Source organism: Paludisphaera rhizosphaerae (assembly GCF_011065895.1).
Lineage (GTDB): Bacteria > Planctomycetota > Planctomycetia > Isosphaerales > Isosphaeraceae > Paludisphaera > Paludisphaera rhizosphaerae.
In genome coordinates this window covers 64,699-89,785 of record NZ_JAALCR010000007.1, presented here as the reverse complement: position 1 = coordinate 89,785, position 25,087 = coordinate 64,699, and the positions used below count along the sequence as shown (strand labels likewise).

At 67.7% G+C, this 25,087-nt stretch carries 15 protein-coding genes; 8 read left to right on the top strand and 7 right to left on the bottom strand.

Annotation, left to right across the window (positions count from 1 at the left end; genetic code table 11):
- Nucleotides 1-198: 198 nt before the first annotated feature.
- Nucleotides 199-1,956 (bottom strand): ABC transporter permease subunit, encoded by a 1,758-nt coding sequence (locus G5C50_RS10770; RefSeq protein ID WP_165068848.1) that lies wholly within the window; start codon nucleotides 1,954-1,956, stop codon nucleotides 199-201.
- A 201-nt stretch (nucleotides 1,957-2,157) separates the two neighbouring features.
- Between G5C50_RS10770 and G5C50_RS10765 the strand changes: the two genes are divergently transcribed.
- From G5C50_RS10765 to G5C50_RS10750, 4 genes are all read left to right on the top strand, one after another.
- Nucleotides 2,158-6,468 carry a PVC-type heme-binding CxxCH protein gene (locus G5C50_RS10765; RefSeq protein ID WP_165068846.1) on the top strand — a complete coding sequence of 1,437 codons (4,311 nt, stop codon included), beginning with the start codon at nucleotides 2,158-2,160 and terminating at the stop codon, nucleotides 6,466-6,468.
- A gap of 244 nt (nucleotides 6,469-6,712) precedes the next feature.
- The gene (locus G5C50_RS10760; protein ID WP_206107640.1) at nucleotides 6,713-8,944 is read left to right on the top strand and encodes a glycoside hydrolase family 2 protein; all 2,232 of its coding nucleotides are present in this window, start codon (nucleotides 6,713-6,715) and stop codon (nucleotides 8,942-8,944) included.
- A 167-nt stretch (nucleotides 8,945-9,111) separates the two neighbouring features.
- Nucleotides 9,112-9,381 carry a hypothetical protein gene (locus G5C50_RS10755; RefSeq protein ID WP_165068843.1) on the top strand — a complete coding sequence of 90 codons (270 nt, stop codon included), beginning with the start codon at nucleotides 9,112-9,114 and terminating at the stop codon, nucleotides 9,379-9,381.
- Nucleotides 9,382-9,386: 5 nt separating this feature from the next.
- Nucleotides 9,387-9,995 carry a DUF4303 domain-containing protein gene (locus G5C50_RS10750; protein ID WP_165068841.1) on the top strand — a complete coding sequence of 203 codons (609 nt, stop codon included), beginning with the start codon at nucleotides 9,387-9,389 and terminating at the stop codon, nucleotides 9,993-9,995.
- Between the two features lie 12 nt (nucleotides 9,996-10,007).
- On the opposite strand, the gene G5C50_RS10745 is transcribed toward G5C50_RS10750, so the two are convergent.
- The 3 genes from G5C50_RS10745 to G5C50_RS10735 form a co-directional block, all read right to left on the bottom strand.
- A complete protein-coding gene (locus tag G5C50_RS10745; protein ID WP_165068838.1) occupies nucleotides 10,008-11,177 on the bottom strand; it encodes a DUF1349 domain-containing protein in 1,170 nt (389 codons plus the stop codon).
- A 108-nt stretch (nucleotides 11,178-11,285) separates the two neighbouring features.
- Complete coding sequence (locus G5C50_RS10740; protein ID WP_206107639.1) at nucleotides 11,286-12,737, bottom strand: enolase C-terminal domain-like protein; 1,452 nt, start codon at nucleotides 12,735-12,737, stop codon at nucleotides 11,286-11,288.
- A 136-nt stretch (nucleotides 12,738-12,873) separates the two neighbouring features.
- The gene (locus tag G5C50_RS10735) at nucleotides 12,874-15,000 is read right to left on the bottom strand and encodes a hypothetical protein (protein ID WP_165068836.1); all 2,127 of its coding nucleotides are present in this window, start codon (nucleotides 14,998-15,000) and stop codon (nucleotides 12,874-12,876) included.
- Nucleotides 15,001-15,239: 239 nt separating this feature from the next.
- Between G5C50_RS10735 and G5C50_RS10730 the strand changes: the two genes are divergently transcribed.
- A complete protein-coding gene (locus tag G5C50_RS10730) occupies nucleotides 15,240-15,635 on the top strand; it encodes a hypothetical protein (RefSeq protein WP_165068833.1) in 396 nt (131 codons plus the stop codon).
- A gap of 20 nt (nucleotides 15,636-15,655) precedes the next feature.
- Here the strand turns inward: G5C50_RS10730 and G5C50_RS10725 are convergent, their stop codons facing one another.
- The 3 genes from G5C50_RS10725 to sixA all read right to left on the bottom strand — a co-directional run bounded on the left by G5C50_RS10725 (nucleotide 15,656) and on the right by sixA (nucleotide 19,515).
- Nucleotides 15,656-16,687, bottom strand: a complete 1,032-nt coding sequence (locus tag G5C50_RS10725) for a DUF1559 domain-containing protein (RefSeq protein ID WP_165068831.1) — start codon at nucleotides 16,685-16,687, stop codon at nucleotides 15,656-15,658.
- Nucleotides 16,688-16,763: 76 nt separating this feature from the next.
- On the bottom strand, nucleotides 16,764-18,866 hold the full coding sequence (locus G5C50_RS10720) for an arylsulfatase (RefSeq protein WP_206107638.1): 2,103 nt from the start codon (nucleotides 18,864-18,866) through the stop codon (nucleotides 16,764-16,766).
- Between the two features lie 148 nt (nucleotides 18,867-19,014).
- Nucleotides 19,015-19,515 (bottom strand): phosphohistidine phosphatase SixA, encoded by a 501-nt coding sequence (gene sixA / locus G5C50_RS10715; RefSeq protein WP_165068829.1) that lies wholly within the window; start codon nucleotides 19,513-19,515, stop codon nucleotides 19,015-19,017.
- 231 nt (nucleotides 19,516-19,746) lie between these two features.
- Between sixA and G5C50_RS10710 the strand changes: the two genes are divergently transcribed.
- From G5C50_RS10710 to G5C50_RS10700, 3 genes are all read left to right on the top strand, one after another.
- Nucleotides 19,747-22,989 carry a serine/threonine-protein kinase gene (locus tag G5C50_RS10710; RefSeq protein WP_165068826.1) on the top strand — a complete coding sequence of 1,081 codons (3,243 nt, stop codon included), beginning with the start codon at nucleotides 19,747-19,749 and terminating at the stop codon, nucleotides 22,987-22,989.
- A 588-nt stretch (nucleotides 22,990-23,577) separates the two neighbouring features.
- Nucleotides 23,578-24,330 carry a haloacid dehalogenase type II gene (locus G5C50_RS10705; RefSeq protein ID WP_165068824.1) on the top strand — a complete coding sequence of 251 codons (753 nt, stop codon included), beginning with the start codon at nucleotides 23,578-23,580 and terminating at the stop codon, nucleotides 24,328-24,330.
- A gap of 114 nt (nucleotides 24,331-24,444) precedes the next feature.
- On the top strand, nucleotides 24,445-24,921 hold the full coding sequence (locus tag G5C50_RS10700) for an ion channel (RefSeq protein WP_165068822.1): 477 nt from the start codon (nucleotides 24,445-24,447) through the stop codon (nucleotides 24,919-24,921).
- Nucleotides 24,922-25,087: the final 166 nt, after the last annotated feature.

Genomic DNA, 25,087 nt, shown 5'->3' with positions numbered 1-25,087 from the left:
ATGTGAACGCGTGGCTACGCCCAGTGCCCGCCTGATCGTCGAGGTGTACGACGGTGCAACGTCGACTGTCGCCGTCGAGCCCTCCCTGATCGTCAATATCGGCAGGAAGCGGCCGCGCCTCTCGCCTCAATTGAGTTCTCGGCGAGAAATCGCGTTCCCTTCACACGATCCACTCATTGAGCCCTGGCCGGCCGCGGCTCACGATTGCTGATCGCCGAGGTTCGGTCGAGGCGGGGCCGCGAACCTCCGTGTCGGCCGGACCCCGCCCGCTTGGGCCCAGCCGTCCTCAACGCGGCCCAGGCAGTGGTTGAAGGTGCGGAGGGTCAGGACGATCAAGGTTGCGGCCAGGACGCCGTAAACGCAGATCCATTTGAACGCCGCGTCGATGTGTTGGCGGCCGGCGCCCCGCGTGCAGAGGTCGGCGGCGAGTTCGCCGGCGAAGAAGAACGGGCTGAGCATCATCGCCCCCTCGTTATTGGGGCCGCCCAGGAAGCCGCCGACGAACAGCGGGACGACGGCGATCAGGACGTAGATCGAGACCGTCGCGGCCACCGCGCGGCCCGGTTGGGAGCACCACGTCGCCGCCAGCAGGCCCAGCGCCGAGACCGCCGCGCCGCAGACGAGGACGAACAGGAACGTCGTGAGAATGGTTGGGATGTAGAAGGACTTCCACGGATCGCCGCAGAGGACGACCAGCGTCGGCAGCAAGGCCAGCGAGGGGACGCGCCGAAAGGTCCCCAGCCACTTGCCTACCACGATCTCGCGGGTGGACAGGGTCGTCGTCATCAGGACGTCGAGGCTGCCGCGGACCCGCTCCTCGGCCAGCGCCGTCGCCGCCGCGACCGCTAGCAAGAGCATCCCGATCGAGACCTGCAAACCGTTGACCCAGGCCATCGCGAAGGTCGACCTTGGCGCGACGATCGCCCCCACGCTGGCCGTCGCCGCCACGAGCGCATAGAGCCCGCTGATCACCCGACCCAACCCGGACGGCTGAGTCCGCCGCCACTCGCGCCAGAGGACCGGGTTGAAGTCCAGCCGTGGTTCCGGGAACCATCGGAATGGGTTGATCCGCTCGCCGATCGCCGCGAGCCGGCCGCGCAGGCTCGACTTGCGAGGGACGTCCGTCCGCGTGCAGACGCGTCGGAGCATCAGGATCGACAGGCCCGTCAGCGCCGCTGAGGCCGCCAGGCAGAGGCCCGCGAACCACACGTAATCCTCGGCCGAGACCGAGCCCGGCCACCAGTAGGGGCGGAAGCAAAGGGCGTAGGGGTTGTCGAGCATCGGCGGGACGTTCAGCGCCAGTCCAAAGGCGGAATTCAGCAGGTTGACGAACGGCCGGCCCAGCAGCCAGAGGGCCCAGACGGCGAACGCCCCCAGCAGAGCCTCGTGCGGCTTCTTCGCCCAGAGCGAGAACGCGAAGGCCAGCGAACACCCCAGCACCGCCACGCCCAACGTGACCAGGAACGCGCCGAAGAGCGCATCGGGATCGACTCCCCCCAGCAGCGTCAGGAGCGCCGCGAGCGGCAGCCCGCAGGCGATCAGGCCCAGGACGGGAACCAACCGCGCGGCCAGCTTCCCCACGACGATCTCGGCGGGGGTGAGGTCCGTCGTCAAGACGTGCGTCATCATGCCCGTCGCCCGGTCGTGGCAGACGGCCCCCGCCGTGGCTGCCGGCGCGGCCAGCAGCACCAGCGTCAACTGCATCCCGACCAGCGCGATGTAGAAGTTCTGGCCCAGCTTCGCCATTCCCTGAATCGTCGTCGCGTTGGCCGGACGGTAGTGGTGGACGAACGCCAGCGCCGCCAGCAGCATCGCCACGAACAACGCCCTGCCCGCGTACCACTGCCACCGTCGCGAGCACGACCGCGTCTCGAAGGCGAAGACCGGACCGAGGCCGAACCAAAGACCACGCCGAGCGTCCGTCACAGGCTGCTCCTTCAACGAAGACGTGCGCACGATGGGTTCCACCCTGCGATTCGTCGAAGCCCGTCGAATCTTGCGGTCGAAGATCATCCTACACTCGTCCGAATCAGCCGTCGCCCCCGCTGTGAGGCGGCCGGCTCTGTACAGGATCCCCGGCTGATCCGCTAGAATCAGGGGACGATTCACTTCGCCGTGCGACGAACACGTCTCCCGATTCCGCGAGAGCGAACCTCCATGACGCACCTCCTGATCCTCCTGTCGGGGCTGCTAGCGGCCGCACCGGCCGACTCGGCTCCGATCCGCGTGCTGTTCCTCGGCGACCGCGGCCATCACGCGCCGGCCGACCGCGCCGCCCAGATTACGCCGGTGCTGGCTCTCCGAGGGATTGACGCGACCTACACGGAGGACGTCGCCGCTCTGAACCTGGAGAATCTCAAGAAGTACGACGCCCTGCTGCTGTACGCCAACATCGACGAGATCGCCCCCGATCGGGCGAAGGCGCTGCTGGATTACGTCGAGGGGGGCGGCGGGTTCGTGCCGCTCCACTGCGCGTCGTTCTGCTTCCGGAACTCGCCGGAGTGCGTCGCCCTGATCGGCGGTCAGTTCAAGAGCCATGAGACGGGGGTCTTCGAGACGACGGTCGCCGATGCCGAACACCCGATCATGAAAGGGCTCGTCCCGTTCAAGACCTGGGACGAGACCTACGTCCACGAGAAGCACAACGAGAAGGGCCGCCACGTCTTGCAGCTCCGCGACCAGGAGCCGTACACCTGGTCCCGAGAACAGGGGAAGGGCCGCGTCTTTTATACGGCCTACGGCCACGACTCGCGGACGTGGGAGCAGCCCGGATTTCAGGCTTTGCTGGAGCGCGGGATTCGCTGGGCGGTCGGCCGGCCGGTCTTCGACTCGCGGCCGACAGTGACGCCCGGCCTGACGCCCGCGAAGGTCGTCGCGGCCGCCGGCGACATCCCCAACTACCTTCCCGCGCAGCGCTTCGGCTCGCAGGGCGAACCCTACCGCACGATGCCCGAGCCGCTCTCGCCGGCGGAGTCGCTCAAACATCTGATCGTCCCCAAGGGATTCGAGCCCTCCCTCTTCGCCGCCGAACCCGCCATCGCCAAGCCCATCTGCGCGACGTGGGACCACCTGGGCCGGCTCTGGATCGCCGAGAGCTTCGACTACCCCAACACCAAGCAGAGCCGGGGTGAGACCGGCCGCGACCGGATCAAGATCTGCGAGGATCGCGACGGCGACGGCAAGGCCGAGACCTTCACCGTCTTCGCCGAGGGCCTGAACATCCCGACGAGCCTCTGCTATTTCGACGGCGGCGTGATCGTGCTCCAGGCGCCGGACACGCTCTTCCTCAAGGACACGGACGGCGACGGCAAGGCCGACGTCCGCAAGGTGCTCTTCACCGGCTGGGGGACCAGCGACACCCACGCCGGGCCGAGCAACCTCCGCTACGGGCTCGACGGCTGGATCTACGGCATGGTCGGCTACTCGGCCTTCAAGGGCGTCGTCGGCGGCGAGAACGTGGACTTCGGCCAGGGGATCTACCGGTTCAAGCCCGACGGCTCCAAGCTGGAGTTCCTCCGCAGCACGTCCAACAACTCGTGGGGTTTGGGTTTCAGCGAGGAGGGCCTGGTCTTCGCCTCCACGGCCAACGGCTGCCCGAGCGTCTTTCTGGGCGTGCCGAACCGGTATTACGAGTCGGTCCGCGGCTGGTCGCCGGCCGTGCTGCGGATGATCTCCGCGACCAACCACATCTACCCCGAGACCGACAAGGTCCGACAGGTCGACAACCACGGCGGCTTCACCGCGGCCGCCGGCCACGCCCTCTACACGGCCCGGACCTATCCGGCGCCCTACTGGAACAAGACCGCGTTCGTCTCCGAGCCGACGGGGCACCTGATGGCCACGTTCACGCTCCAGCCCAAGGGGAGCGACTTCGCCGCGTACAACGGCTGGAACCTCGTCTCCAGCGACGACGAATGGACGGCGCCGATCTGGGGAGAGGTCGGACCCGACGGCCACGTCTGGGTCATCGACTGGTACAACTACATTGTGCAGCACAACCCGACGCCCCAGGGCTTCAAGACGGGTAAAGGGAACGCCTACGAGACCCCGCTCCGCGACAAGACCCACGGCCGAATCCACCGGATCCTCTGGAAAGACGCGCCGGCCCTTTCGTGGAAGCCCCTCGACCCCGCCGACGCCGACGGCCTGGTCGCGGCGCTCGGGAGCGACAACCAGTTCTGGCGGCTGCACGCCCAGCGCCTGTTGATCGAACGCGGCAAGCCCGACGTCGTCCCCGCGCTGCTGGCGATGGCCGCCGACCCGAAGGTCGACGCGATCGGACTGAACGCCGGCGCGATCCACGCCCTCTGGACGCTCCGCGGCCTGGGGGCCGTCGACGGCGACGCCAAGGCCCGCACGGCCGTGCTGGGGGCGCTCAAGCATCCCTCGGCCGGCGTGAGACGGAACGCCCTGCAGGTCGCCCCGCACGACGCCGAGACCGTCAAGGCGATCGTGGCCGCCGGCCTGTTGAACGACGCCGATCCCCAGGTCCGGCTGGCGGCGCTCCTCGCCCTGGCCGACGCGCCGAACACCCCCGAAGCCGGCGAGGCCGTGGCGAAGGCGCTGGCCTCCGGCCTCGGCGCCGGCGACCGCTGGCTCCCCGACGCCGCCACCAGCGCTGCGGCGGCCCACGCCGAACCCTTCCTCAAGGCCCTGGCCGCGATCAAGGCGGATCAGGAGCCTTCGCCGACCTTGCTGACGATCGTCGGCCGGGTCGCCGAGCACCACGCTCGCGGCGGGCCGGTCGATTCGATCGGCGGCGTGCTGGCCGCGTTCGCCGACTCGGCGGGCTCGCCGTTCGGCCGCGCGATCGCGCAGCAGGTCGTGCTCGGCGAGGCCAAGGGCTGGCCCGCCGACAAGCGGCCGGCGCTCGACGCGGCGACCGAGAAGGCTCTCGCCACGCTGCTGGAGAAGCTCCCCGCGGAGGGGCGCGGCCGGCTCGTCGCGCTCGGCTCGCGCTGGGGAAGCTCGGCGATGAAGGAGGCCGCCGAGGTCGTCGTGAAGAACCTGCTGGCAGACGTAGACAACGAGAAGGTGTCCGATCGCGGACGCGCCGACGCCGCCCGGGAGGTCGTCGAGATGCGTGCGGACGACGATGCGATCGCCGCCGACCTGGCGAGCCGGCTCTCGCCACGCACGTCCCCCGCGCTGGCCTCGGGTCTGATCGAGGCCCTCGCTCGCGGTCGCGCCCGGGCGACGGGCAAGGCGCTGCTGGAAGCCCTGCCCAAGATGACGCCGGCCGCTCGCACGGCGGCCGTCCGCGCGCTGCTCGGCCGGGCCGAATGGACGGCCGACCTGCTCGACGCCGTCGACGCCGGCCAGATCGGCTGGGACGTCTTCGCACTCGACCAGAAGCAGGCGCTGGCCTCGCATCCTGACAAGAAGCTGGCGGAGCGGGCCTCCGCTCTGATCGCGCGGGGCGGGGCGCTTCCAGACGCCGACCGTCAGGCCGTCGTCGATCGGTTGTCGAAGGTGGTTCTGGAAGGGGGAGACGCCGCCCGCGGCAAGCAGGTCTTCACGGCCCAGTGCGCCAAGTGCCACAAGCACAGCGGCGAGGGGGGGGAGGTCGGCCCGGACCTCAGCGGCATGGCCTCTCACCCGAGGGCGGAGCTGCTCGTCCACGTCGTCGACCCCAGCCGGAGCGTCGAGGGGAACTTCGTCCAGTACACGGTGGCCACGACCGACGGCCGGGTCTTCAACGGCCTGCTGGCGTCGGAATCGCGCACGGCCGTCGAGATCCTCGACGCCGAGGCGAAGACCCACTCGATCCTCCGCGAGGACATCGAGGAAATGGCCGCCTCGAAGAAGTCGATCATGCCCGAGGGCTTCGAGCAGCAGCTCGGCGAGGCGGGCCTCAAGGACGTGCTCGCCTTCCTCACGGCGCGCGGCAAGTACCTGCCGTTGGACCTCCGCAAGGCGGCCGACGTCGTCACCACCCGGGGGATGTTCCACGGCTCGGAGTCGCCCGTCGAGCGGCTGATCTTCGCCGACTGGAAGCCCAAGGAGTTCCAGGGCGTGCCCTACCAGCTCATCGACCCGAAGGGGGACCGCGTCCCGAACGCGATCATGCTCTACGGTCCGATCGGCGAGGTCGCTCCGAAGATGCCCCGCTCGGTGGCCATCGACTGCAACGCGCCGGCGAAGGCGATCCACATCCTCGGCGGGATCGGCGGCTGGGCGTACAACGGCGGCGAGCCGCGCAAGACCACCTCGATGGTCGTCCGCCTGCACTACGCCGACGGCAAAACCGAAGACCACGCGCTGCTCGACGGCGTCCATCTCGCCGACTACATCCGGCCGGTCGACGTCCCCGGTTCGGACTCGGCGTTCGTCCTCCGCGGTCGGCAGGTCCGCCACGTCAAGGTCGAGCCCGAACGCCCCTCGGAGACGATCTCGCGGATCGAGCTGGTCAAGGGCGAGGACCAGACCGCGCCGGTCGTCATGGCCGTGACGGTGGAAACCGAGTGATCCACCTGCGATAATCGATGTGTTGACGTCTTCCCCCCTGGAGGGGGAAGACAGACCGCGCAGCGGTCAGATGAGGGGGACGACCGCCGCTGCGTGCAAGAGGATGCGACGGAATGCGCATCCGACGCCGATCATCCCCCTCATCCGGCCCTTCGGGCCACCTTCCCCCGCAAGGGGGGAAGGCCGTTGCCTGGCGAGTTCGACGTCTTGACGTCGCCGCCTTCGATCATGAAAGGAACAACCCTTGAGACGCATCCTCCTCGGCGCTCTGCTGGCCGCGTTGCCGGCTGTGGGCCTCGCCGACGACGCGAAGCCCTGGGCGCCCGCGTCGGGAACCCTGAAGACCAAGTGGGCCGCGAACGTCGATCCGGTCACGGTCCACTCTGAGTATCCTCGCCCGCAACTCGTCCGCGAGAAGTGGACGAACCTCAACGGCCTGTGGGACTACGCCGTCCGACCGGCGGCCGAGGCGAAGCCCGAGGCGTTCGAGGGCCAGATCCTCGTCCCGTTTCCGATCGAGTCGGCCCTCAGCGGCGTGCGCAAGGGCGTGCAGCCGGACGAGCGGCTCTGGTACCGCCGCACCTTCCCGCTGGCGAAGCCCGCCGCCGGCACGCGGTTCCTGCTCCACTTCGGCGCCGTCGACTGGGAGGCGAACGTCTTCGTCAACGGCAAGGCGGTCGGCAGCCACAAGGGGGGCTTCGACCCGTTCACCTTCGACGTCACCGACGCGCTCGACCTCTCGAAAGAAGACCAGGAAGTCGTCGTCGCCGTCGCCGACCCCTCCGACACGGGGAGCCAGCCCCGGGGCAAGCAGGTGCTCAAGCCCCACGGCATCTGGTACACGGCCGTCACGGGCATTTGGCAGACCGTCTGGCTGGAGCCGGTCCCCGCGGCGCGGATCGACTCGCTGAAGATCGTGCCGGACGTGGACGCCAAGGCCGTCCAGATCACGGCGAACGTCGTCGGCGGCGAGGCCGGCAAGCCGGTCCGGTTCGCGGTCTTCGACGGCGATAAGGTCGTCGCCCACGTGATGGGCGCGGCGGGCGAGCCGGTCGCGATCCCGCTGGACGATCCCAAGCTCTGGAGCCCGGATTCTCCGTTCCTCTACGACCTGCGCGCGGACCTCGGCGACGGGGGCGACGCGGTGGGCTCTTACTTCGGCATGCGGAAGATCGCGCTGGGCAAGGACGAGGCCGGCGTGCTCCGGCTGATGTTGAACAACAAGCCGCTGTTCCAGTACGGCCCGCTCGACCAGGGCTGGTGGCCGGACGGCCTCTACACGGCTCCCACGGACGAGGCCCTCAAGTACGACCTCGACGTGACGAAGAAGCTCAACTTCAACATGATCCGCAAGCACGTGAAGGTCGAGCCCGACCGCTGGTACCGCCATTGCGACGAGATGGGCTTCCTCGTGTGGCAGGACATGCCCTCGGCCGACAACAAGACGGACGAATCCAGGGCCGGCTTCGACACTGAGTGGAAGGCGATCATCGACGCCCTCCACAACCACCCGTCGATCGTCATGTGGGTCCCGTTCAACGAGGGCTGGGGCCAGCACGACACCGAGCGCGTCACCGCCTGGACCAAGGAGTACGACCCTTCCCGGCTGGTGAACAACGCCAGCGGCTGGACAGACAAGGGCGTCGGCGACGTCCACGACATGCACAACTACCCCGGCCCCGGGATGCCTCCGCTCGAAGAAAACCGGGCCGTCGTCCTGGGCGAGTTCGGCGGCCTCGGCCTGCCGATGGAAGGTCACACGTTCACCGACAAGGGGAACTGGGGCTACGTCAGCTTCAAGGATACGAACGAGCTGGGCGCGCGCTACCTCGGCCTGATCGACCGGCTGAAGGTCCTCGCCGGCATGGGCCTCACCGCCGGGGTCTACACCCAGACGACGGACGTTGAGGTCGAGGTCAACGGCTTCATGACCTACGATCGCGAGGTCCTGAAGTTCCCCGCCGAGACCGTCGCCTCGGCCCACGCGGGGCTGTACGACACGAAGACGACGTATCGGACCACCCAGCTGGTCCCCACCGCCAAGTCCGGCCCGCAGCCGTGGAAGTACACCACGGACACCCCCGCCGACGGCTGGAACCAGCCCGACTTCGACGACTCCGCCTGGCCTACGGGCATGAGCGGATTCGGCTCGGCCCGTCGGGAACTGGCCCCGATGAACACCGTGTGGAACACCCCGGAGATCCGCCTCCGCAAGGAGTTCACGCTGGCCGAGGCCCCCAAGGGCGAGGTCTGGCTGGACGTCCAGCATGACGACGACGTGGAGGTCTTCCTCAACGGCGTCTCGGTACTCAAGTTGCCCAAGCATGTGAACAACTACCAGTTGACCCCGCTCGGCCCCGAGGCCTTTCAGACGCTCAAGCCCGGCAAGAACGTGATCGCCGTCTCCTGCCGACAGGACCGCGGCGGCCAGTACATCGACGTCGGCGTCCTCCAGGTCGACAAGATCACCCCCTGACCGACCGATCGCCTGAAAACGCAGAGCGGCCCCGATGATCCGTTGGGGCCGCTGGCGTTTCGAATGTCGGCGAGGCTCGCTTTTGTGGAATGAGGAGCATAAGCTTCCATGAGAAGCTTGCGAAAAGTAGGAACCTTCGAAGCGGCCGGGATCGGAAGGATTTGAGCATGGAGACCTCTGAAGGCGATGCTTCGTCTTTTTCGCACGCCGAGATCATGCCGTCGCGGAAGCGGAGCGAACTCGCTGAGCAGGCCGCCGAACTCTATCGCCGTTTCCACACTCGGTGTTTCTGGCATTGCCCGCTCGAACTGGAAATCACCGAGGAATTGATCCCCTTTGTGGTAAAGGGGCTGCAGACGCACGGAGGCCGCGAGGGCTTTCGTCTGGCAGGCATGCTTCAAGCGTTGACAGTCGGAAGTCACGAGCGACAGGAATAGCCGGAATGTCGATGGATCGTTCAACGTTTGCACAGACTCTACAGCGAGCGATCGTCGAAGAGTTCCGTGACTTTCGTCAGCGATATCCGGACGAAACACCGTACGCGTTCGCACTCATTCTGGGGCAAGTGGGTAACTGGCTGGGCTATTCCGTGGCCACTGAGCAGGGCCTGCGGCGAGTTGCCGCCGATTACTACGTCAAGGGGTATCGATATCAGGGCCACGCGTGGGAGGCTTTCGACGATCTCGAAAAGCTTTCAGCATGGCTCCGATGGGCCAACCCAGACGACGGTTGGCTGTTGGGGGAGTTTCCTGACAGCAGTGGGGTGGCCGGGGCACTCGCTTTTCTAGTCGAGAGCGGAGCGTTCGGCGAGGACGCCGAAGAACTCGAAGAGCTCTGCACGGACGTCCTCGCCGCACTGCAAACCGATGCGGATTGGTATTCGGTCACGTCCGGGGGCCGAGTGATCGTGGGTGTGACCTACGGCGAAGATCCCCGCGATTATCTCCGCACCGCGACCCGGGCGAACTCATTCAACGCCGTCCGGCGGCTGTGGTCCGAGCAGTGGCTTTGCGAGCAGCTCTCGGCTCGAATTCAGCCGTCGGATCGGTAACGGCCGTGGTGGTCAGTCTGACTTCAGCGAGTAGTCCATGTACCTCAGCTTGCACGGCTCAGAGGCCGTGTTGACGCCCATGAGGCCGACCTGCATGGGGCCCGTGGCCCAGGTGGTGTCCATGGGTTTGAGGATCTTCCAGCTCTTGCCGTTCTCGCTGATGCCGCCGGTGATCCGGCCCTTCTGGCGTTCGAGACGCAGGTAGAGCGGGCCGTTGGGGGGGATCTGGTTGTGCGTGGCCCCGCGGTGGCCCCCCTCGCGTTCCTCGAAGAGGATCAGCGGCTTGAGTTGGTCTCCCTTGCCGAGCATCGCCGTCCGCTGGATGGAGACGTAGTTCTCCGCGTCCTTCCACATCAGCAGGCCGCCGGCGTTGAGGGGGTACGTCTTCTCCTTGGTCGACTTCCCCTTGGGGTTGAACGAGCCGTCGATCCGGACCGTCGCGACGAAGTCCCCTTCAACCGGGCGGAGGACCCTCGGCGCGTTGAACTTGCCGATGTCGGCGACGAGGTCGTGGAGCGTGCCGGGGATCTCCAGGATGAGGGATTTCTGGGAGGGGTTGAAGGTGACGTCCTCGTCCGGGTCGATGGCCGTCCCCCAGCCGGGGAGGTCTCGACCGACGGCCTCGGTCTCGCGAGTGTCGGCCTTGATCGTGGTCCCCTCGGGATGGATGCCCAGGGCGAACGAGCCGAGGAACCTCGCCGTCTCGGGCGGCAGCGGCTGGCCGGGCTCCGACCCGGCGATCAGCGCGTAGATCGTCCGGCCGTGGAGATACTCGCGGACCCGGAGTTCGGCCGTCCCCTCGCCGGGGACCTGCACCCGCACCGTGAAGTCGCGGCCGGCGTTCAGGTCGAGCCGGACCTTCTTGTCGGACGTGACCTTCCCCTTGAACTGGGCGGCGAAATAGTCGCGGGCGAAGTCCAGGAACGCCTCCTCCGCACTCTTCGCGATCGTGACCTGCGACTCGATCCGGGTGACGATGAAAGCACCTCGCCCCGTCTCGCAGAGGATCTCTTCGATCTTCATGCGACCGTTCGACCCTTGCACGCTGGACGACCGCGTCCGCGTCGGCTTCGCGGGCATCTCGACTGTGAAGTTCCCCTCTCGCGAGGTCACCACGGCCCACTTCTGGTCCGACTGCCCGGTCACGGCCAGGGCGAGGCACAACATCGACGCAGCCAACATTTCAACGACCCTCTCGATGGACGATGTGATCGACTCATCAATTCAGTCCAGCGTGAGGGAATTTAAATAATCAGCGAGCTTGAGGCGAGAACTTTTCTGAAAATCAACTCACAATTCCACCGCTCCCAACCCCGGCCGGTTGAGGCACGAGGTGTCCATGGTGCCGTCCTTGACGCGGAAGAGGCCAGGGAAGCGGTCTTCCCAGCGGCGGTTGGCCTCGGGCATGTACTGACGGGCGTTGGCCTCGATCGCGCGGACGGCCGGGATGTGGGCGGACAGCCCCGCGGAGTGGATCAGCGAGGCTCCCGGGCAGGTCAGGTCCTGCACGCAGAGGAACATGCCGTGCTTCTGCGCCGCGGCGGCCAGCAGCAGGGCGTGGCTCTGTCCCTTGCAGGCCTTCAAGGCCGCGCCGGTGTAGCCGCGGTCGCGGGCGAGCAGCAGGCTCTCGACGTCCGTGAGCGACTCGTCGGCCACGACGGGGAGGATCTTCGACGCCTCGTCGAGCGCGTGCGGTTTGGCCGCGGCCAGGTTCCGCGCGGTCGGCTGCTCGATGTACTGGATCCGCTTGAAGGCTTCGGGGGCCTTCGCCTTCAGACGGGCGATGAACTCCAGGACGTAGTTCACGTCCGGGCACTTTTCGTTGAAGTCGAGCGAGTAGACCCACTCCGACACGCCGCGCTTCGCCTGGGTCTCGGCGGTGGCCCGATCCACGCGGATGACGCGGTCGACGTCCCAGTTCAGGTCCTCGCCGTTGAGCTTGATCTTGAGGTTGGTCAGCCCGTTGAAATTGATCCACTCCGGGAGCGTCTCGGGGAGGCCGTCGCCGATCGGCTTGACGACGTCGGACGCGACGATCGGGTCGACCGCGCCGACGAGGTGGTACATCGGCATCCGGCCCTTGGGTTGCTCGGTGACGTACTTGGCGACGTACTCGCCCCGGAACTCGGGGCCGAGGTAAGCGGACAGGTCGTTCGCCATGAACTCCGGCCCGTAGGTCTGGTAGCAGCTTCGGCCGTGGGCCTTGCCGAAGGCGTCGTGGATCGCCGCGTCGAACGGACTGGCGACGACCAGGGTGCAGAGCGGGGGGATCGGCTCGGTGAGGTTCCATTCGGCGGCCGTGGCCTTCGCCGCCTTGAGGTAGTCGGGGTCGAGGTCGTGGTTGATGTCGATCGGGTGCCCCGGCTCGCGATGCCCGGCGGTGAGGTCGCGGATCCGCGTCGCCAGGGCCTTCATCGCGCTGAGCGTATCGTCGTAGGAGAGCTTCTTCGAGGGGAACGACCAGACGTTCCCCATCGGCATCGACCCGAATCCCTGCACCGTGCGACCGTCGCGAGTGCGGACGATGCAGGTGACGTTCAGGATCGTGGCGCGATCGACGACCGTGCCGCCGAACTTGATCGGCGTTCGGTAGTGGTAGTCGTCGTACCGCATCAAGACGTCCTCGATCCCGACGTCCGTCGGTCGAGGCGTCGCCGCCGCGGCGGCCCTTCCGGAAATGCCCATCACCGCCGCGGCCGCCGCCGCACTCCCCAGAAACTCGCGCCGAGTCGGATTCGTCATGAGTCGTGCTCCCTGTCGGCCGTCGGCGTTACCAACTCGCCACATCGCCCGTGGGTCGAATGTGCCAGGCCGGGGCGGGCGGGGCAAGTATCAGGCGGGGCGAGTCATCTTCTCGCTCGACGGCGCTGAGGACGCGTCAGGGCTTTGCAAAGGCCCTGAGAAACGCGACGCCCCTCGATCCGAGAGCGGCGATGACTCCGTCCGGATGCTGCGGGTCGGGGGCGAGGTCGAGGATCTCTCCTCGACCGACCCAGGGGACGGTCTCGAACGTTTCGGCGGCTTTCGCGCCGGCCTCGCTCAGCCAGAGCCCTCGGTCGTTTCCCAACCAGAGCCGCCCCAATCCGTCGCGAGCGATGGCGATCACCGGAGCCGATGGCCCAGGGAAGACGGAAGGCGAGATCTCGCCCGAGGCGGGCTTGTAGTTCCGTAGGCCCACGTCGGTCGCGAGGAGCAGTGAACCGCCCGATAGAGGGAGGGCGTCGTAGACCTGGGGAGTCGTCGGACCCAGTCCGATGGCCTGGCGAGTGAGTCTCACGTCCTCCCGACGAGGACCGGGGACGAGTCGCCAGAGGTCGCCGCCTTCACCCGAGGCGTCGACCAAGAACCACGGCGGCCCTTTGAGGTCGATGGCCCTGAGAGTGGGAAATGCCTCGCTTTCGCCCTCGCCGGTCCGGCCCACGGGCTGCCATCGTCCTTGCTCGAACCGAGTCAGTCCGGAGAAAGCGTTCCACAGCGTGCCGTCGCGAGTCACGAACGAGTTCCCTGGGAAGAGCCACGAGGTCTCGCGACCGATCCGCTCCGATCTGCCGTTCGCTCGACGCGCCGTGGTCCGCGTCCCGGTGCCTGAAGTCCCGCTGATCGTATAAATCGCCCCGTTGGCTGTTACGAGCGTGTGGGTCTCGGACCACCTACCTTGCGAGGCCTCATAGGGGCTCGCCGGATCCGCTGCGAAAGGCGGCGCGAGGTCGGCGACGGCCCATCCGTTCTCGCCGAGCTTCCAGGCCGGAAGCCGGTCGTCTGATTCGAGGAACAAGGTCCCCTCAGTGGTGTTCTCGATCCGGGAGATCCATGACGAGCCGAGCTGCCCGAGGAGTTTGTGCGGGGTCGCCTTCTCATCATCCAGGAGGACGACCCCATTGCCGACCGTGGCGAGCACGTAAGGCTCGCCGTGGCGAACCGGCGGATCAATCGTTCGGACGGCGGGGTAAAGGCCCATCGCGTAGGGATGCCCCCCGCGATATCGAAGCTTCAACTCGGCGACTCTCTTCCAGTTCTTCAAACCACGGTCGACCCGAAAGACGTCGCTGTACGACAGGACGAGCAGGCCATCGTCTTCCTCGACGATGTGGGTGATCGGCATCTTTGGATCGTTGGGATCGGCCGGCTGCCGTGGATCGGCCGGAGGCGGGTGGAGCGTGAAGAGCCTCTCGGGTTTTTCGCCGTCGACACGCGTGATTGCGCTGCGGCGGCTGCCCAGGTGTGTCGTGCCGCAAAACGCCCAGACCTGGCCGTCGCGTAGCTCAACGAAGCCGTAGACGCCGTCCCAGGATTCCTGGCCCAATGAATCGACCGCCCCTCCGATCAAGTCGAGTCGCTCCACCGAGCCGCCCCATTCGCCCCGGTCGGTCCCGAGCCAGAGCCGCGATCTGTGGTCAAGCAGGAACGTCGTCGGCCAGTTGGATAGTAGTTTGAACGTCCTCCCCGCAGCCAGATCGTGGACGATCGTGTATCCGACCTCATAGCGACGACCTTCATCCTCGACGTGTCGCGTCGCGCTGATGACGGCGACCAGCCCCGCCGAGCGTCCCGTCGAGGCCGGTCTCCAGCCGATCCATCGCGGCGCGGAGGGGAGCTTCGCGACCTCGGTCAGTTCCAACGTCGTCGGGTCGACGCGGCAGACGCGGCCGTCGTCCAGGCCCGCATAGACGGAGCCGTCCTCGCCCCGACCGAGGCAGACGAACTGTGCGACGTCGACCCTCTCGCGGTCCGGCCGGACCTCGGATCGATCGAAGCGCAAAAGAGCCCCCGAGGACGTCAGGGCGATGAGACCGTTGCCGACCTGCAGGGCGTCTTGCAACGAGTTGCGGTCGAGATGGACGGTGTAGTCGATCGCGCGACCGCTCGCCAGGCTGACTCGCCCGGTTGCGGGCCTCGGCGGCTCCTCGGCGCGCAGAGAGACTGTCGACGCCGTTCCGCAGAGGGCTGCGACCGCGATCAGGCCTGTGCACGATCGCCGTCGGATGCGTGGCAACCAAGGCTGCATGGCCGGTGGCTCCGCAACGAGACGTCCATCCGATGAGAGAGATGGCTCGGGGGCGTTCGACCCCAGGGCATATCCAGCATCCCAGGCCGTGCGGCGGCGGACAAGAACGTGGGCCAGCGTCTCGCCGGCCTTAGGGCAGCCTTCCGCCGGTCGCCGCCTGGAGGGTGTCGGTATAATTCCAACTCCAGGCCCCGCTCTCCTTCGGGGCCGCATCGTTATCCGCATCGGAGAGCGTTCCCATGTCCATCGCGTCGCTGCGTCTTTTGCTCGCATCGTTCTCCACGGCCGCCTGCCTGGCGATCGTCGCGGGATGCGGCGACGGCGCGCCGCCGGCGGAGTCGACGACCGAACAGGCGACGGTGCAGGGGAAGATCACCATCAAGGGCAAGCCGGCGACCAAGGGACAGGTCGTCTTCGACCCGAGGAACATCAACCGCCGCGACGCGAAGATCGCGACGGCCGACATCGGCGCGGACGGAACGTACAAGACGACGACGGCGATCGGAAGGAATTCCGTCACCGTCGTCGTCCCGCATTCGATGAAGTCGGCGGAGGGCATGACGCCCGAGCTGGGCTTCGAGGTCAAAGCGGGCAACAACACCCTGGACGTCGAACTCCCCTACAAGCCTCAGTGAGCAAGGCAGGGCGGGTCGGATCAGAGGGCGTCGGCGGAGATCACCTCGCCGCCGGCGCACGTCCCGAGGGCCCACCAGGTCGGCAGGGAGACCGAGTTCTTGATGAACCTCACGGAACCGTCGCCCATCAGGACGTTCACCCCGCCGGCGTGACGGCTCGTGGCCGTGATCGCGCCGCCGTCGTTGTCGGCGCCCCAACCGCAACTGCCGGTGTTCGGCGGCATCGTGTGGCTGTAGCGGCACTGGGATTTGTTGCCGTTGAACCAGTTGCTGCACTGCGACCGCGTGTTCTGGAGCGCGGTGGTCGACTGCGTGGCGTCGACGTTCTTGCAAAGCGTGTAGTAGATCTGGGTCCCGTTCGTCGCCGGGTTTGTGATCTGAGCGACCGACGACGAGGGCTTGAGAGTGTCGCGGTAGACGAGGTTGTCCCCCTGCTGGCCGCCGATCCCCTTGTTCTTCTCGCTGAACGCGGCCGTGTTGCTCAGGCCGTCGGTCACGTCGCGAAGGCCCAACGTGCGCGTCTGGTTGGTGCCGTTGTTGCCGCCGCGGAACATGCCGTCGGCGGTGTCGGCGTTCACGCGCGGGTCGGCCCCGGCGCTGGCGGCGTAGTTGGTGTGGCCCTGGGGGTTCGTCAGGCGGTCCATGTCCGAGGGACAGAGGTACGACGTGATCTGCACCGCCATCGACGTCTGGTTCGTGAGGTTCGTCGGGTTGAAGGGACCCGTTGGGTTGTTGAAGTCGGCGAAGTTGAACGAGTTGTAGACCTGGGTCTGCTCCATGTGGGGCAGGATCATGACCAGGGCCGACGACATCATGTTCTCGGCGATCACCCCCACGTTCGGGCCGCGGCCCCAGGGGAGCGAGCCCGTCGAGCTCTCGTAGTTGTGAATCCCCAGGCCGATCTGCTTGAGGTTGTTGACGCACTGCGCTCGACGGGCGGCTTCACGAGCGGCCTGCACGGCGGGAAGGAGAAGCGCGATCAGGACGGCGATGATGGCGATGACCACAAGCAGTTCGATCAGCGTGAAGGCGTTTCTGCGCTTACCAGACATGGGAGGGGCCCAATAAGAGAAACGAATCAATCGGCCGGGGCTCTTCACCGCCGGCCGCCGGGTCGACGGGAGGAGGTCAGTCCGCCGCGTCGAGGTCGCCCACGGTGAGCCGTGCGCGAAGGATCGAGCCGCGGAACGGCCGCGGCGTTTGGTAAGAGCCGACGGCCCCCTGGCGGTCGTCGCCGACGATCAGCGGGTCCTTCGGCTGGGCGGGGATGCAGCCCCCGGCGCGGCCGTGGGCGACTTCGACGCCGTCGACCAGGATCCGGGCCGCGCCGTCGCGACGCAGCTCGGCCGCCAACTCGACCTGTCCGTCGCCCAGGGCCCGGTCGGCGGCCAACTCGAACAGAGAGCCGTCGCGGCGAACGGCCAGCACCGGCTTGCCGTCGCGGACGTAGAGCGACCAGCCCTGGACCTGCGCCCCCTGACTGACGACGACGCCCCCCTTGCCGGCCTCGCGGACCGTCGCCTGGATCCGCAGCGGCTCGTTGGCGATCGCCGGCGCTTCGGCGCCCGCGAGAGCCTTGCCCGGTTGCAGGTCGATCGTCCCGCGAACGGTCTTCGGCTCGCCCTCCTTCAGCCCCACGCGCCGCGCCCAGGCCTCCCAGGCGGCGGTCATGGTCTTGACTCGTTCCGGCTCACGGCCGGCCAGGTCGTGCATCTCGGTCGGGTCGTTGGCCAGGTTGTAAAGCTCCCAGGGGCGCCCGCCGCGCTCCTGGACGATCTTCCAGTCGCCGTCGCGGAGGGCCTTGCTGTCCTCGTGCTCGATGATGATCGGTCGGTTGGGACGCTCGACGCCCTTGAACAGCGGAACCAGGCTCGCACCTTCCATCGGCATGATCGACTCGCCGTTCCGCTCGGTGGGGTAACTCGCGCCGGCCAGCTCGACGCAGGTCGGCAGGATGTCGGTGATGTAGCCGGTCCGAGGGCTCATCGTCCCGGGCGGAAGCGTCAGTCCGGCGGGATAGTGGACGATGAGCGGCGTCTTGACGCCCCCCTCGTGGGTGTATTGCTTGTAATAGCGATAGGGCGTCGACGAGGCGTTCGCCCAGCCGCTGCCGACGCTCGAATAGCTCGACGGAGCGCCGATCTCCTTGAGCGCTGGGCCGACGTGCAGCACGTTGTCCGGCCCCGATTTGCCGTCGAAGCCGAACGGATCCCATTCGCCGCAGGCGCCGTTGTCCGACAGGAAGAGGATCAACGTGTTTTCAAGCTGTCCCGTCTCCTTCAAGTACGAGACGACGCGGCCGATGTTACGGTCCATGCGGTCGATCATCGCCGCGTAGGTCGCCGCCCGCCGGGCGAGATCCTTGCGACGGTCTTCCGGCAGTGAGTCCCACGCGGGGACCTCCTTGTCGGCGGCCCATTCCTTGTTCGCGTTGGCCCAGTTCTTCGGGACGACCAGCCGAGGCGTCAACTCGACGTCCTTGGAGATGATCCCCAGCTCCTTCATTCGGGCCAGGCGACGCTCGCGCATCTTGTCCCAGCCGTCGGCGAAGACGGGCTCGTAGCGCTGGATGTCTTCCTCGGGGGCGTGGATCGGGAAGTGGGCCGCGTTGAACGCCAGGTACATGAACCAGGGCTTGCCGGCCTGGCGGCCTTGCTCCAGGAAGTCGAGGGCGTAGTCGCCGAAGGCGTCGGTCGAGTAGAACGTCCCCGGCGCGTATTCGCGCTTGGGTCGGCCCTTCGGCCAGCGGGTGTAGAACGGGTCCTCATGCCAGAAGCTGTTGAAGCCTCCGAGCATGCCGAAGAACTCGTCGAAGCCGCGGTCGGTGGGCTTGGTGGCCTCGCTGAGGTGCCACTTGCCGACCATGTAGGTGTTGTAGCCGGCCGGCCTGAGGACCTCGGGGATCGTCGCGGCGTTCGACGGGATTCGGCCGGTCATGTCCGGGAATCCCGCCTGGGCCGGGTGCAGCCCCGTCATCAACGACGCCCGCGTCGGGCAGCATCGGGCCGAGTTGTAGAAGTTCGTGAACCGAGCCCCGCGCGCGGCGAGGGCGTCCAGGTTCGGCGTCTGGATCTCCGAGCCCTGGCAGCCGAGGTCGCTGTAGCCGACATCGTCGGCCAGGATCAGCAGGATGTTCGGTCGCCCCCTGGACGGCGACTGACCCTGTGCGGACGCCGACGAACCTGCCGCCAGCAGGCAGCAGCCTGCGACGATCCACGCGCGACTCAACATCTCCAGAACTCCACGACCCGCAGGAGGAGAGGCGGCGGTGAGGCCGCAACCATTCGGATTCAGCGTGACGCGCCGAGGTCGACGAGATCAACGTCTGCCTGATTGATTTTCGTTAATCGCCCCGAAGACGGGCTTGCGGCGGCTTCGGTCAGTTCGACAGCCTCCTGAGCACCCGGGGCGTCGCCGCCCATTCGATCGTGTAGCGTTCCGGTTCGCTTGCGGGGCGACGGAGGGCCACGATGCCTCCCTTCTTCAGTGTGAAGGGGAAGGCCTTGGGGTCGCCTAGCAGAAGCAGGCCGAGCAGCTCCTCGAGCCCTGGATTGTGGCCGACGATCAGCAGCGGGGCTTCGGGTTGAAGGCCCAGCCACTGGGCGATGTCGCGGGCCGTGGACTCGGCGCTGAGGACCGGGGCGATCTCGACGTCGCCGGCCATTCGCAGACGTTCGGCCAGGATCTCGGCCGTGCGATGGGCCCGGGGCAGGGGGCTCGTCACGATCCGATCGACCGGAAGCTCCAATGCGGCAAGGCCGTCGCCGATCTCCTTCATCCGCTTCTCCCCCCTGGGGGTGAGCGGCCTTTCGTCATCCGGAATCCCCGGCGTCCCTCGCTCGACGGCGATCCCGTGGCGGACGATGTACAGCTCCCACATGCTCGCGATCCACCTGAATCTGATGACCGAGGGCGGGCGTCGCCCCGGCTCGACGTCTGGGCCCGGGCTCGGCTCCAGCCTTCCCGTCACCCAGCTCCCGATATTCAGTATAGGCGGAGAGCAAGAACCAGGCCTTCGACGCCGCTCAACTCTCTCACGGCGGCGGATGCGAGCTATCATGGTCGACTGGTGGGCGAGATGAGGACCGAGGCTGAACGCGAAGGAGGGACGATGGGCGAGAACGCTTCGACGAGCGGGCCAGCCGACGCCGGTCGCGACCTGCTGCTGGGGCTGCTGGCCTTGCAGAACGACTTCGTCAGCCGCGACGCTCTCGTGGCGGCCTTCGCCGCCTGGGTGGCCGACCGCTCCAGGCCCCTGGGGCGGCTCCTGCTCGACGCCGGAGCCCTGTCGCCGCCGCGTTTGCGGCTCCTGGAGGCGCTCGCGGCCGAGCACCTCGACCATCATCAAGGGGACGTGGACCGGAGCCTGGCGGCGCTTCCTCCGGTCGACTGGCTGCAAGCGGCCCTGGGAAAGCTCGGCGACCGCGACCTCAACGCAAGGCTGGCCGCCGTTGAGGGTTTCCCGGCCACTCTGGATGGTGACGTCGAGGCGACCGGGCTGCACGTCTCGGAGACGCCGACCCGCGCGGGGGGGCGGTTTCGGGTCGTCCGGTTCCATCGTCAGGGGGGGCTGGGGCGGATCTTCGTCGCCCGCGACGAGGAGCTGGGCCGCGAGGTCGCCCTGAAAGAGATCCGCCCCGATAAGGCCGACGCCGGCGAGATGCGCGACCGGTTCCTGCTGGAAGCCGAGATCAACGCCGGGCTGGAGCATCCCGGCGTCGTGCCGATCTACAGCCTGGGCTGTTACGAGGACGGCCGCCCCTTCTACGCCATGCGGTTCGTGGAGGGGGACAGCCTCAAAGAGGCGATCGAGGCCCGCCACAAGGAATCGCCCCGGCCCGACCCGGACTCCGTGGAGATGCGGAAGCTGCTGGGGCGGTTCATCGCCGTCTGCCAGGCCATCGCCTTCGCCCACAGCAAGGGGGTGTTGCATCGCGACCTCAAGCCTCACAACGTCATGCTCGGCCGATTCGGCGAGACCCTGCTGATCGACTGGGGCCTGGCCAAGGCCACCGGCCGACGGACCCCGCTCGATCCGGCGGTCGTCGAGGCGACCCTGACGCCGATCTCCGGCTGTGACCTCGCGCCGACGATCGGGGTGATCGGCTCGCCGCCTTACATGAGCCCGGAGCAGGCGTCGGGCGACGTGGCGGCGTTCGGCCCGGCGACGGACGTCTACGGCCTGGGGGCCATCCTCTACGACCTGTTGACCGGCAGGCCCCCGGCCATGGGGGACAAGGTCGACGTGGTCCTGATGCGGGCCCGGGTCGGCGACGTTCCAGAGCCTCGGTCGGTCAACCCGAACGTCCCGAAGCCCCTGGAGGCCGTCTGCCTCAGGGCCCTCGCGAAGAGCCCCGAGGACCGCTACCCGACCGCGCTGGCCCTGGCCGAGGACGTCGAACGCTGGCTGGCCGACGAGCCGGTCACCGCCTGGAGCGAGCCCTGGACGGCCCGCCTCAGGCGCTGGTCGCGTCGGCATCGGACGGCCGTCGCCACGGTCTTCGCGACGACCGCCGCCGGGCTGGTCGGGCTGGCCGCGGTGGCCGCCGTGCAGTCCCGGGCCAACAGCGACCTCCGCAAGGCCAACGAGGCCGAGTCGAAGGCTCGGGGCCTGGCCGAGTCCGCGTTGGTCCAGTCGGAGCGCTCGCGGGTCGCCGCCGAGCAGGCCCGCGCCCGAGCGGAGTCGGTCCTGGCCTTCCTCCGGGACGACGTCCTGGCCGCCGCCCGGCCCGAGGGCCAGAACGGGGGGCTGGGGAAGGACGCCACCATCCGTCGGGCCGTCGACGACGCCGAGCCGAGGATCGCCGAGACGTTCAAGGGCCAGCCGGCCGTTGAGGCTGAGGTCCGCAACGCCCTGGGGATGACCTACGCCTACCTGGGCGAGAACCCGGCCGCGATCCGCCAGTACGCCCGCGCCCTGGAGCTTCGCGAGGCGGCCCTTGGTCGTGACGACCCGGAGAGTCTGACCGTCCGCGGCAACCTGGCCGCCGCCTACCTCGCCGTCGGCCGAACTGCCGAGGCTCTCGCCTTGCAGGAGGCGACCGAGAAGGCTCGAGAGGCGAAGCTCGGCCCGGACCACCCCGACGTCCTCGCCGGCCGCAACAACCTCGCCGCCGCCTACCAGGCCGTCGGCCGGACCGCCGAGGCCATCGCCCTCCACGAAGCCACCCTCAAGGCGAGGGAGGCGAAACTGGGGCCCGACCACCCCTCGACGCTCGCCAGCCGCAGCAACCTGGCCGTCACCTACTACGAGGCCGGGCGGGTCGCCGAGGCGATCGCCCTCCATGAGGCGACGCTCAAGGCCCGCGAGGTGAAGCTCGCAACCGACCACCCGGAGATCCTCGCCGGCCGCAACAGCCTGGCCGCCGCTTATCTGGAGTCTGGCCGCGTCGCGGAGGCCGTCGCCCTGTTCGAGGCCACGCTCAAGGTCCGCGAGGCCAAGCTGGGCGCTGACCACCCCGACACGATCCGGAGTCGAGGCAATCTCGCCTTCGCCTACCAGCGCGCCGGTCGCCCGGCCGACGCCGTCCCGCTGTACGAGGCCGCCCTGGCGGCCCGCCTGGCGAAGCTGGGGCCCGACCACTCCGACACGATCGCCAACCGCGAACTCCTCGCCGGGGTTTACGAGGAAGTGGGCCGGGCCGACGAGGCCCTCGCCATGCTCCGCGAGTCGCTCCGCACCCGCGAGGCCGGTCTGGGCCCCGACAGCCCCGACACGATCGCCGCGCGGGAGACCCTGGCCGCCGCCGCCTTCCGCCTGGGCCGTCCGGCGGAGGCCGCCGCCCAGATCGAAGCCGCCCTGAAGGCTCGCGAGTCGGTCCAGGGCCCCGAGCATCCCGACGTCGTCCGCGACCGCGACCGACTGGCGATCGTCGACGAGGTCCTCGGACGCTGGGGCCGGGCCGAACCCCTGCGGCGGGCGGCCGTCCAGAGCCTTGCGGCCGGGACCGACCGCGTCGCCCTGGCTTCCGCCATGGCCGCACTCGGGTCGAACCTCTTGATGCAAGAGAGGTGGTCAGAGGCCGAAGCCGTCCTCCGCGACTGCCTGACGATCCGGCTCAAGCTCGCCCCCGACCACTGGTCGCGGTTCAACACCGCGAGCCAACTCGGCGGCACCCTGATGGGCCAGGGCCGATTCGCCGAGGCCGAGCCGCTGGTCGTCGCCGGCTACGAGGGGATGAAGATCCGCCAGGCCTCCATCCCACCCCCCTCGCGAGGCCGCCTCACCGAGGCCGCCGTCCGCCTCACCCGCCTCTACGACGCCTGGAACAAGCCCGACCAGGCCCGCGAATGGAAGCGCCGGCTCTCCCTGACCGACCTCCCCGACGACCCCTTCGCCCAGCCCGGTTCTTGATGGGCCGCCCCCGATAATTGGTTCGGGTTTGGGTCTCGGAGAAGGGGGGCAAACGCCTCCGCTGGGACCCCACGCAAGTCGTGCCGAACAGCAATCCCAGATCGGCTCCGGTTTCAATCGAAGCCAATCGTCGGGTTGGTTTGAAGTCCTTGTTGTTAAGGATGTTGTGTGTCTGGCGGCTTGGCTTCGTTCGCGCTCTTTTCCGACACTCTTCCCTCAATACCACCGCCGAAGGACGGCTCTGGGTGCCATGGCCACGCTTGCGTGGCCATGAACCGGCGAGGGCGGCCGTGCGACCGTCGCCCATCGCATCGCCACGCAAGCGTGGTCATGGCACCAGTTTCCAACTCTCGATCCAGAAACGGCTTCCGGCAGGGGCTGGTGTGGGCGGCCCATCTCCAACCGTCGGCTTATCAAAGAGCGGGGGGCGTGCAGGGCCCCTCACCTAGAAGTATGAGCATGGGAGGTGATTCTGGAGCGGGGTCGGACGAAATTCACGCGCAGCCTCATGGCCATGGAGTATCCTCGGCGGACGGTCGGGCGGAGACTCGACCGACGCGAATCGATGCCGCCATGGGGGAGATGACCATGCTGATGCTCCGGAGACCATTTCTGGCCGCCTTGCTCGTCGTCTGGTGCGGTCGGGGGGACGCTCAGGAATCGACGCCTCGGTTCAAGGCGGTGGCGTTTGATTACTTCGTGATCTTCAACGCGAACTCGGTGGTCCCGGCCGTGGAGAAGGCGTTCCCGGGCAAGGGGGGCGAGTTCACGAAGACCTGGCGCGCGAAGCAGTTCGATTACTGCTTCCTGCGATCGATCGTCGGCGGCCATGCCGACTTCGCCAAGGTCACCGAGGACGCTCTCGTCTACACGGCCGAGTCGATGAAGCTCGACCTGACCCCCGAGAAACGCTCGAACCTGCTGGACGCCTACCTGCACATGGAACCCTGGCCCGACGCCGCCGACGCGCTCCGCAAGCTCCGGGCGGCCGGAATCCGCATCATCACGGTCTCCAACTTCAGCACGAAGATGCTGAAGGCCAACGCCGAGAACGCGGGGATCGCCGACCTCTTCGACGAACTCCTCAGCACCGAGGTCAACGGCACCTACAAGCCCGACCCCCGCGCCTACGCCCTGGGGATGGAGCACCTGCACCTCGCCAAGGACGAAATCCTCTTCACCGCGTTCGGCGGCTGGGACGCCTGGGGAGCCAAACGCTTCGGCTACACCACCTACTGGGTGAACCGCTTCAACCTCCCCATGGAAGAGCTGGACGCCAAGCCCGACGCCACGTCGAACGACATGGAAGGGATGTTGAAGTTCGTGTTGGGACGTTCATGATAAATAAGGCGCAAACCTCGCCCAGGCCCTGGAGCCTGGGAGTTGCCACGACGGCGCCCCGCGGATCGATCTATCACTGACGCTCTCTGTCTAGCTGCTGGTCGGGGATTACCCATGCTTTCCTCGGCTCTCGTCGCATTGGTCGTCCTCCCGGGCTCGATCGTGATTCAGGCGATCGCCATCGCCGTGACCGTCCGGTTCGTGGCATGGCTCCTCAGCGTCGGCTATGCCGGACGGAGCTTCTGGCGCAATGTCAGCGTCTCGGCGGGGGTCATGGTCATCCTTCTCGTCGCCCTCTTGATGCAGGTCGGCGAATGGGCCCTCGCCTTCGTGCTTTGCGGGGCGTTGCCGGATTTCGCGACCGCCTTCTATCACTCCGCCGTGAACTTCACGACCCTCGGGTACGGCGACATCGTGATGGCGGCAGGCTGGCGCTTGCTCGGCCCGCTCGAAGCAGCGAACGGCGTCCTGATGTTCGGCCTGTCGGCCTCCGCTATGTTCGCCGTGACGAGCCGATTACTCGATTTGCGGCTCATGGGACCTCACGAAGCCGCTCTCCTTGAGAGATCCCATCCACCAAGGAATCCGTGAGCAGAATCCTGTCGAATCCACTTATGATGTGTTTTCCTGCGGATCAATCCGGACGGGGGCGGGATGCCGCCAGCGACCGCCGCCGTGCTCCAGGACTCAGACCGTAAGTGGACATCGTCGTCTCCGAGGTGATTCGGACGGTGATCTACGGCGGGTGCATCGTCGC

Coding starts and splice junctions, on each gene's coding strand:
- G5C50_RS10765 (WP_165068846.1), top strand. CDS start 2,158: ATGACGCACCTCCTGATCCTCCTGTCGGGGCTGCTAGCGGCCGCACCG.
- G5C50_RS10755 (WP_165068843.1), top strand. CDS start 9,112: ATGGAGACCTCTGAAGGCGATGCTTCGTCTTTTTCGCACGCCGAGATC.
- G5C50_RS10750 (WP_165068841.1), top strand. CDS start 9,387: ATGTCGATGGATCGTTCAACGTTTGCACAGACTCTACAGCGAGCGATC.
- G5C50_RS10745 (WP_165068838.1), bottom strand. CDS start 11,177: ATGTTGGCTGCGTCGATGTTGTGCCTCGCCCTGGCCGTGACCGGGCAG.
- G5C50_RS10740 (WP_206107639.1), bottom strand. CDS start 12,737: ATGACGAATCCGACTCGGCGCGAGTTTCTGGGGAGTGCGGCGGCGGCC.
- G5C50_RS10735 (WP_165068836.1), bottom strand. CDS start 15,000: ATGCAGCCTTGGTTGCCACGCATCCGACGGCGATCGTGCACAGGCCTG.
- G5C50_RS10730 (WP_165068833.1), top strand. CDS start 15,240: ATGTCCATCGCGTCGCTGCGTCTTTTGCTCGCATCGTTCTCCACGGCC.
- G5C50_RS10725 (WP_165068831.1), bottom strand. CDS start 16,687: ATGTCTGGTAAGCGCAGAAACGCCTTCACGCTGATCGAACTGCTTGTG.
- G5C50_RS10720 (WP_206107638.1), bottom strand. CDS start 18,866: ATGTTGAGTCGCGCGTGGATCGTCGCAGGCTGCTGCCTGCTGGCGGCA.
- sixA (WP_165068829.1), bottom strand. CDS start 19,515: ATGTGGGAGCTGTACATCGTCCGCCACGGGATCGCCGTCGAGCGAGGG.
- G5C50_RS10710 (WP_165068826.1), top strand. CDS start 19,747: ATGGGCGAGAACGCTTCGACGAGCGGGCCAGCCGACGCCGGTCGCGAC.
- G5C50_RS10705 (WP_165068824.1), top strand. CDS start 23,578: ATGCTGATGCTCCGGAGACCATTTCTGGCCGCCTTGCTCGTCGTCTGG.
- G5C50_RS10700 (WP_165068822.1), top strand. CDS start 24,445: ATGCTTTCCTCGGCTCTCGTCGCATTGGTCGTCCTCCCGGGCTCGATC.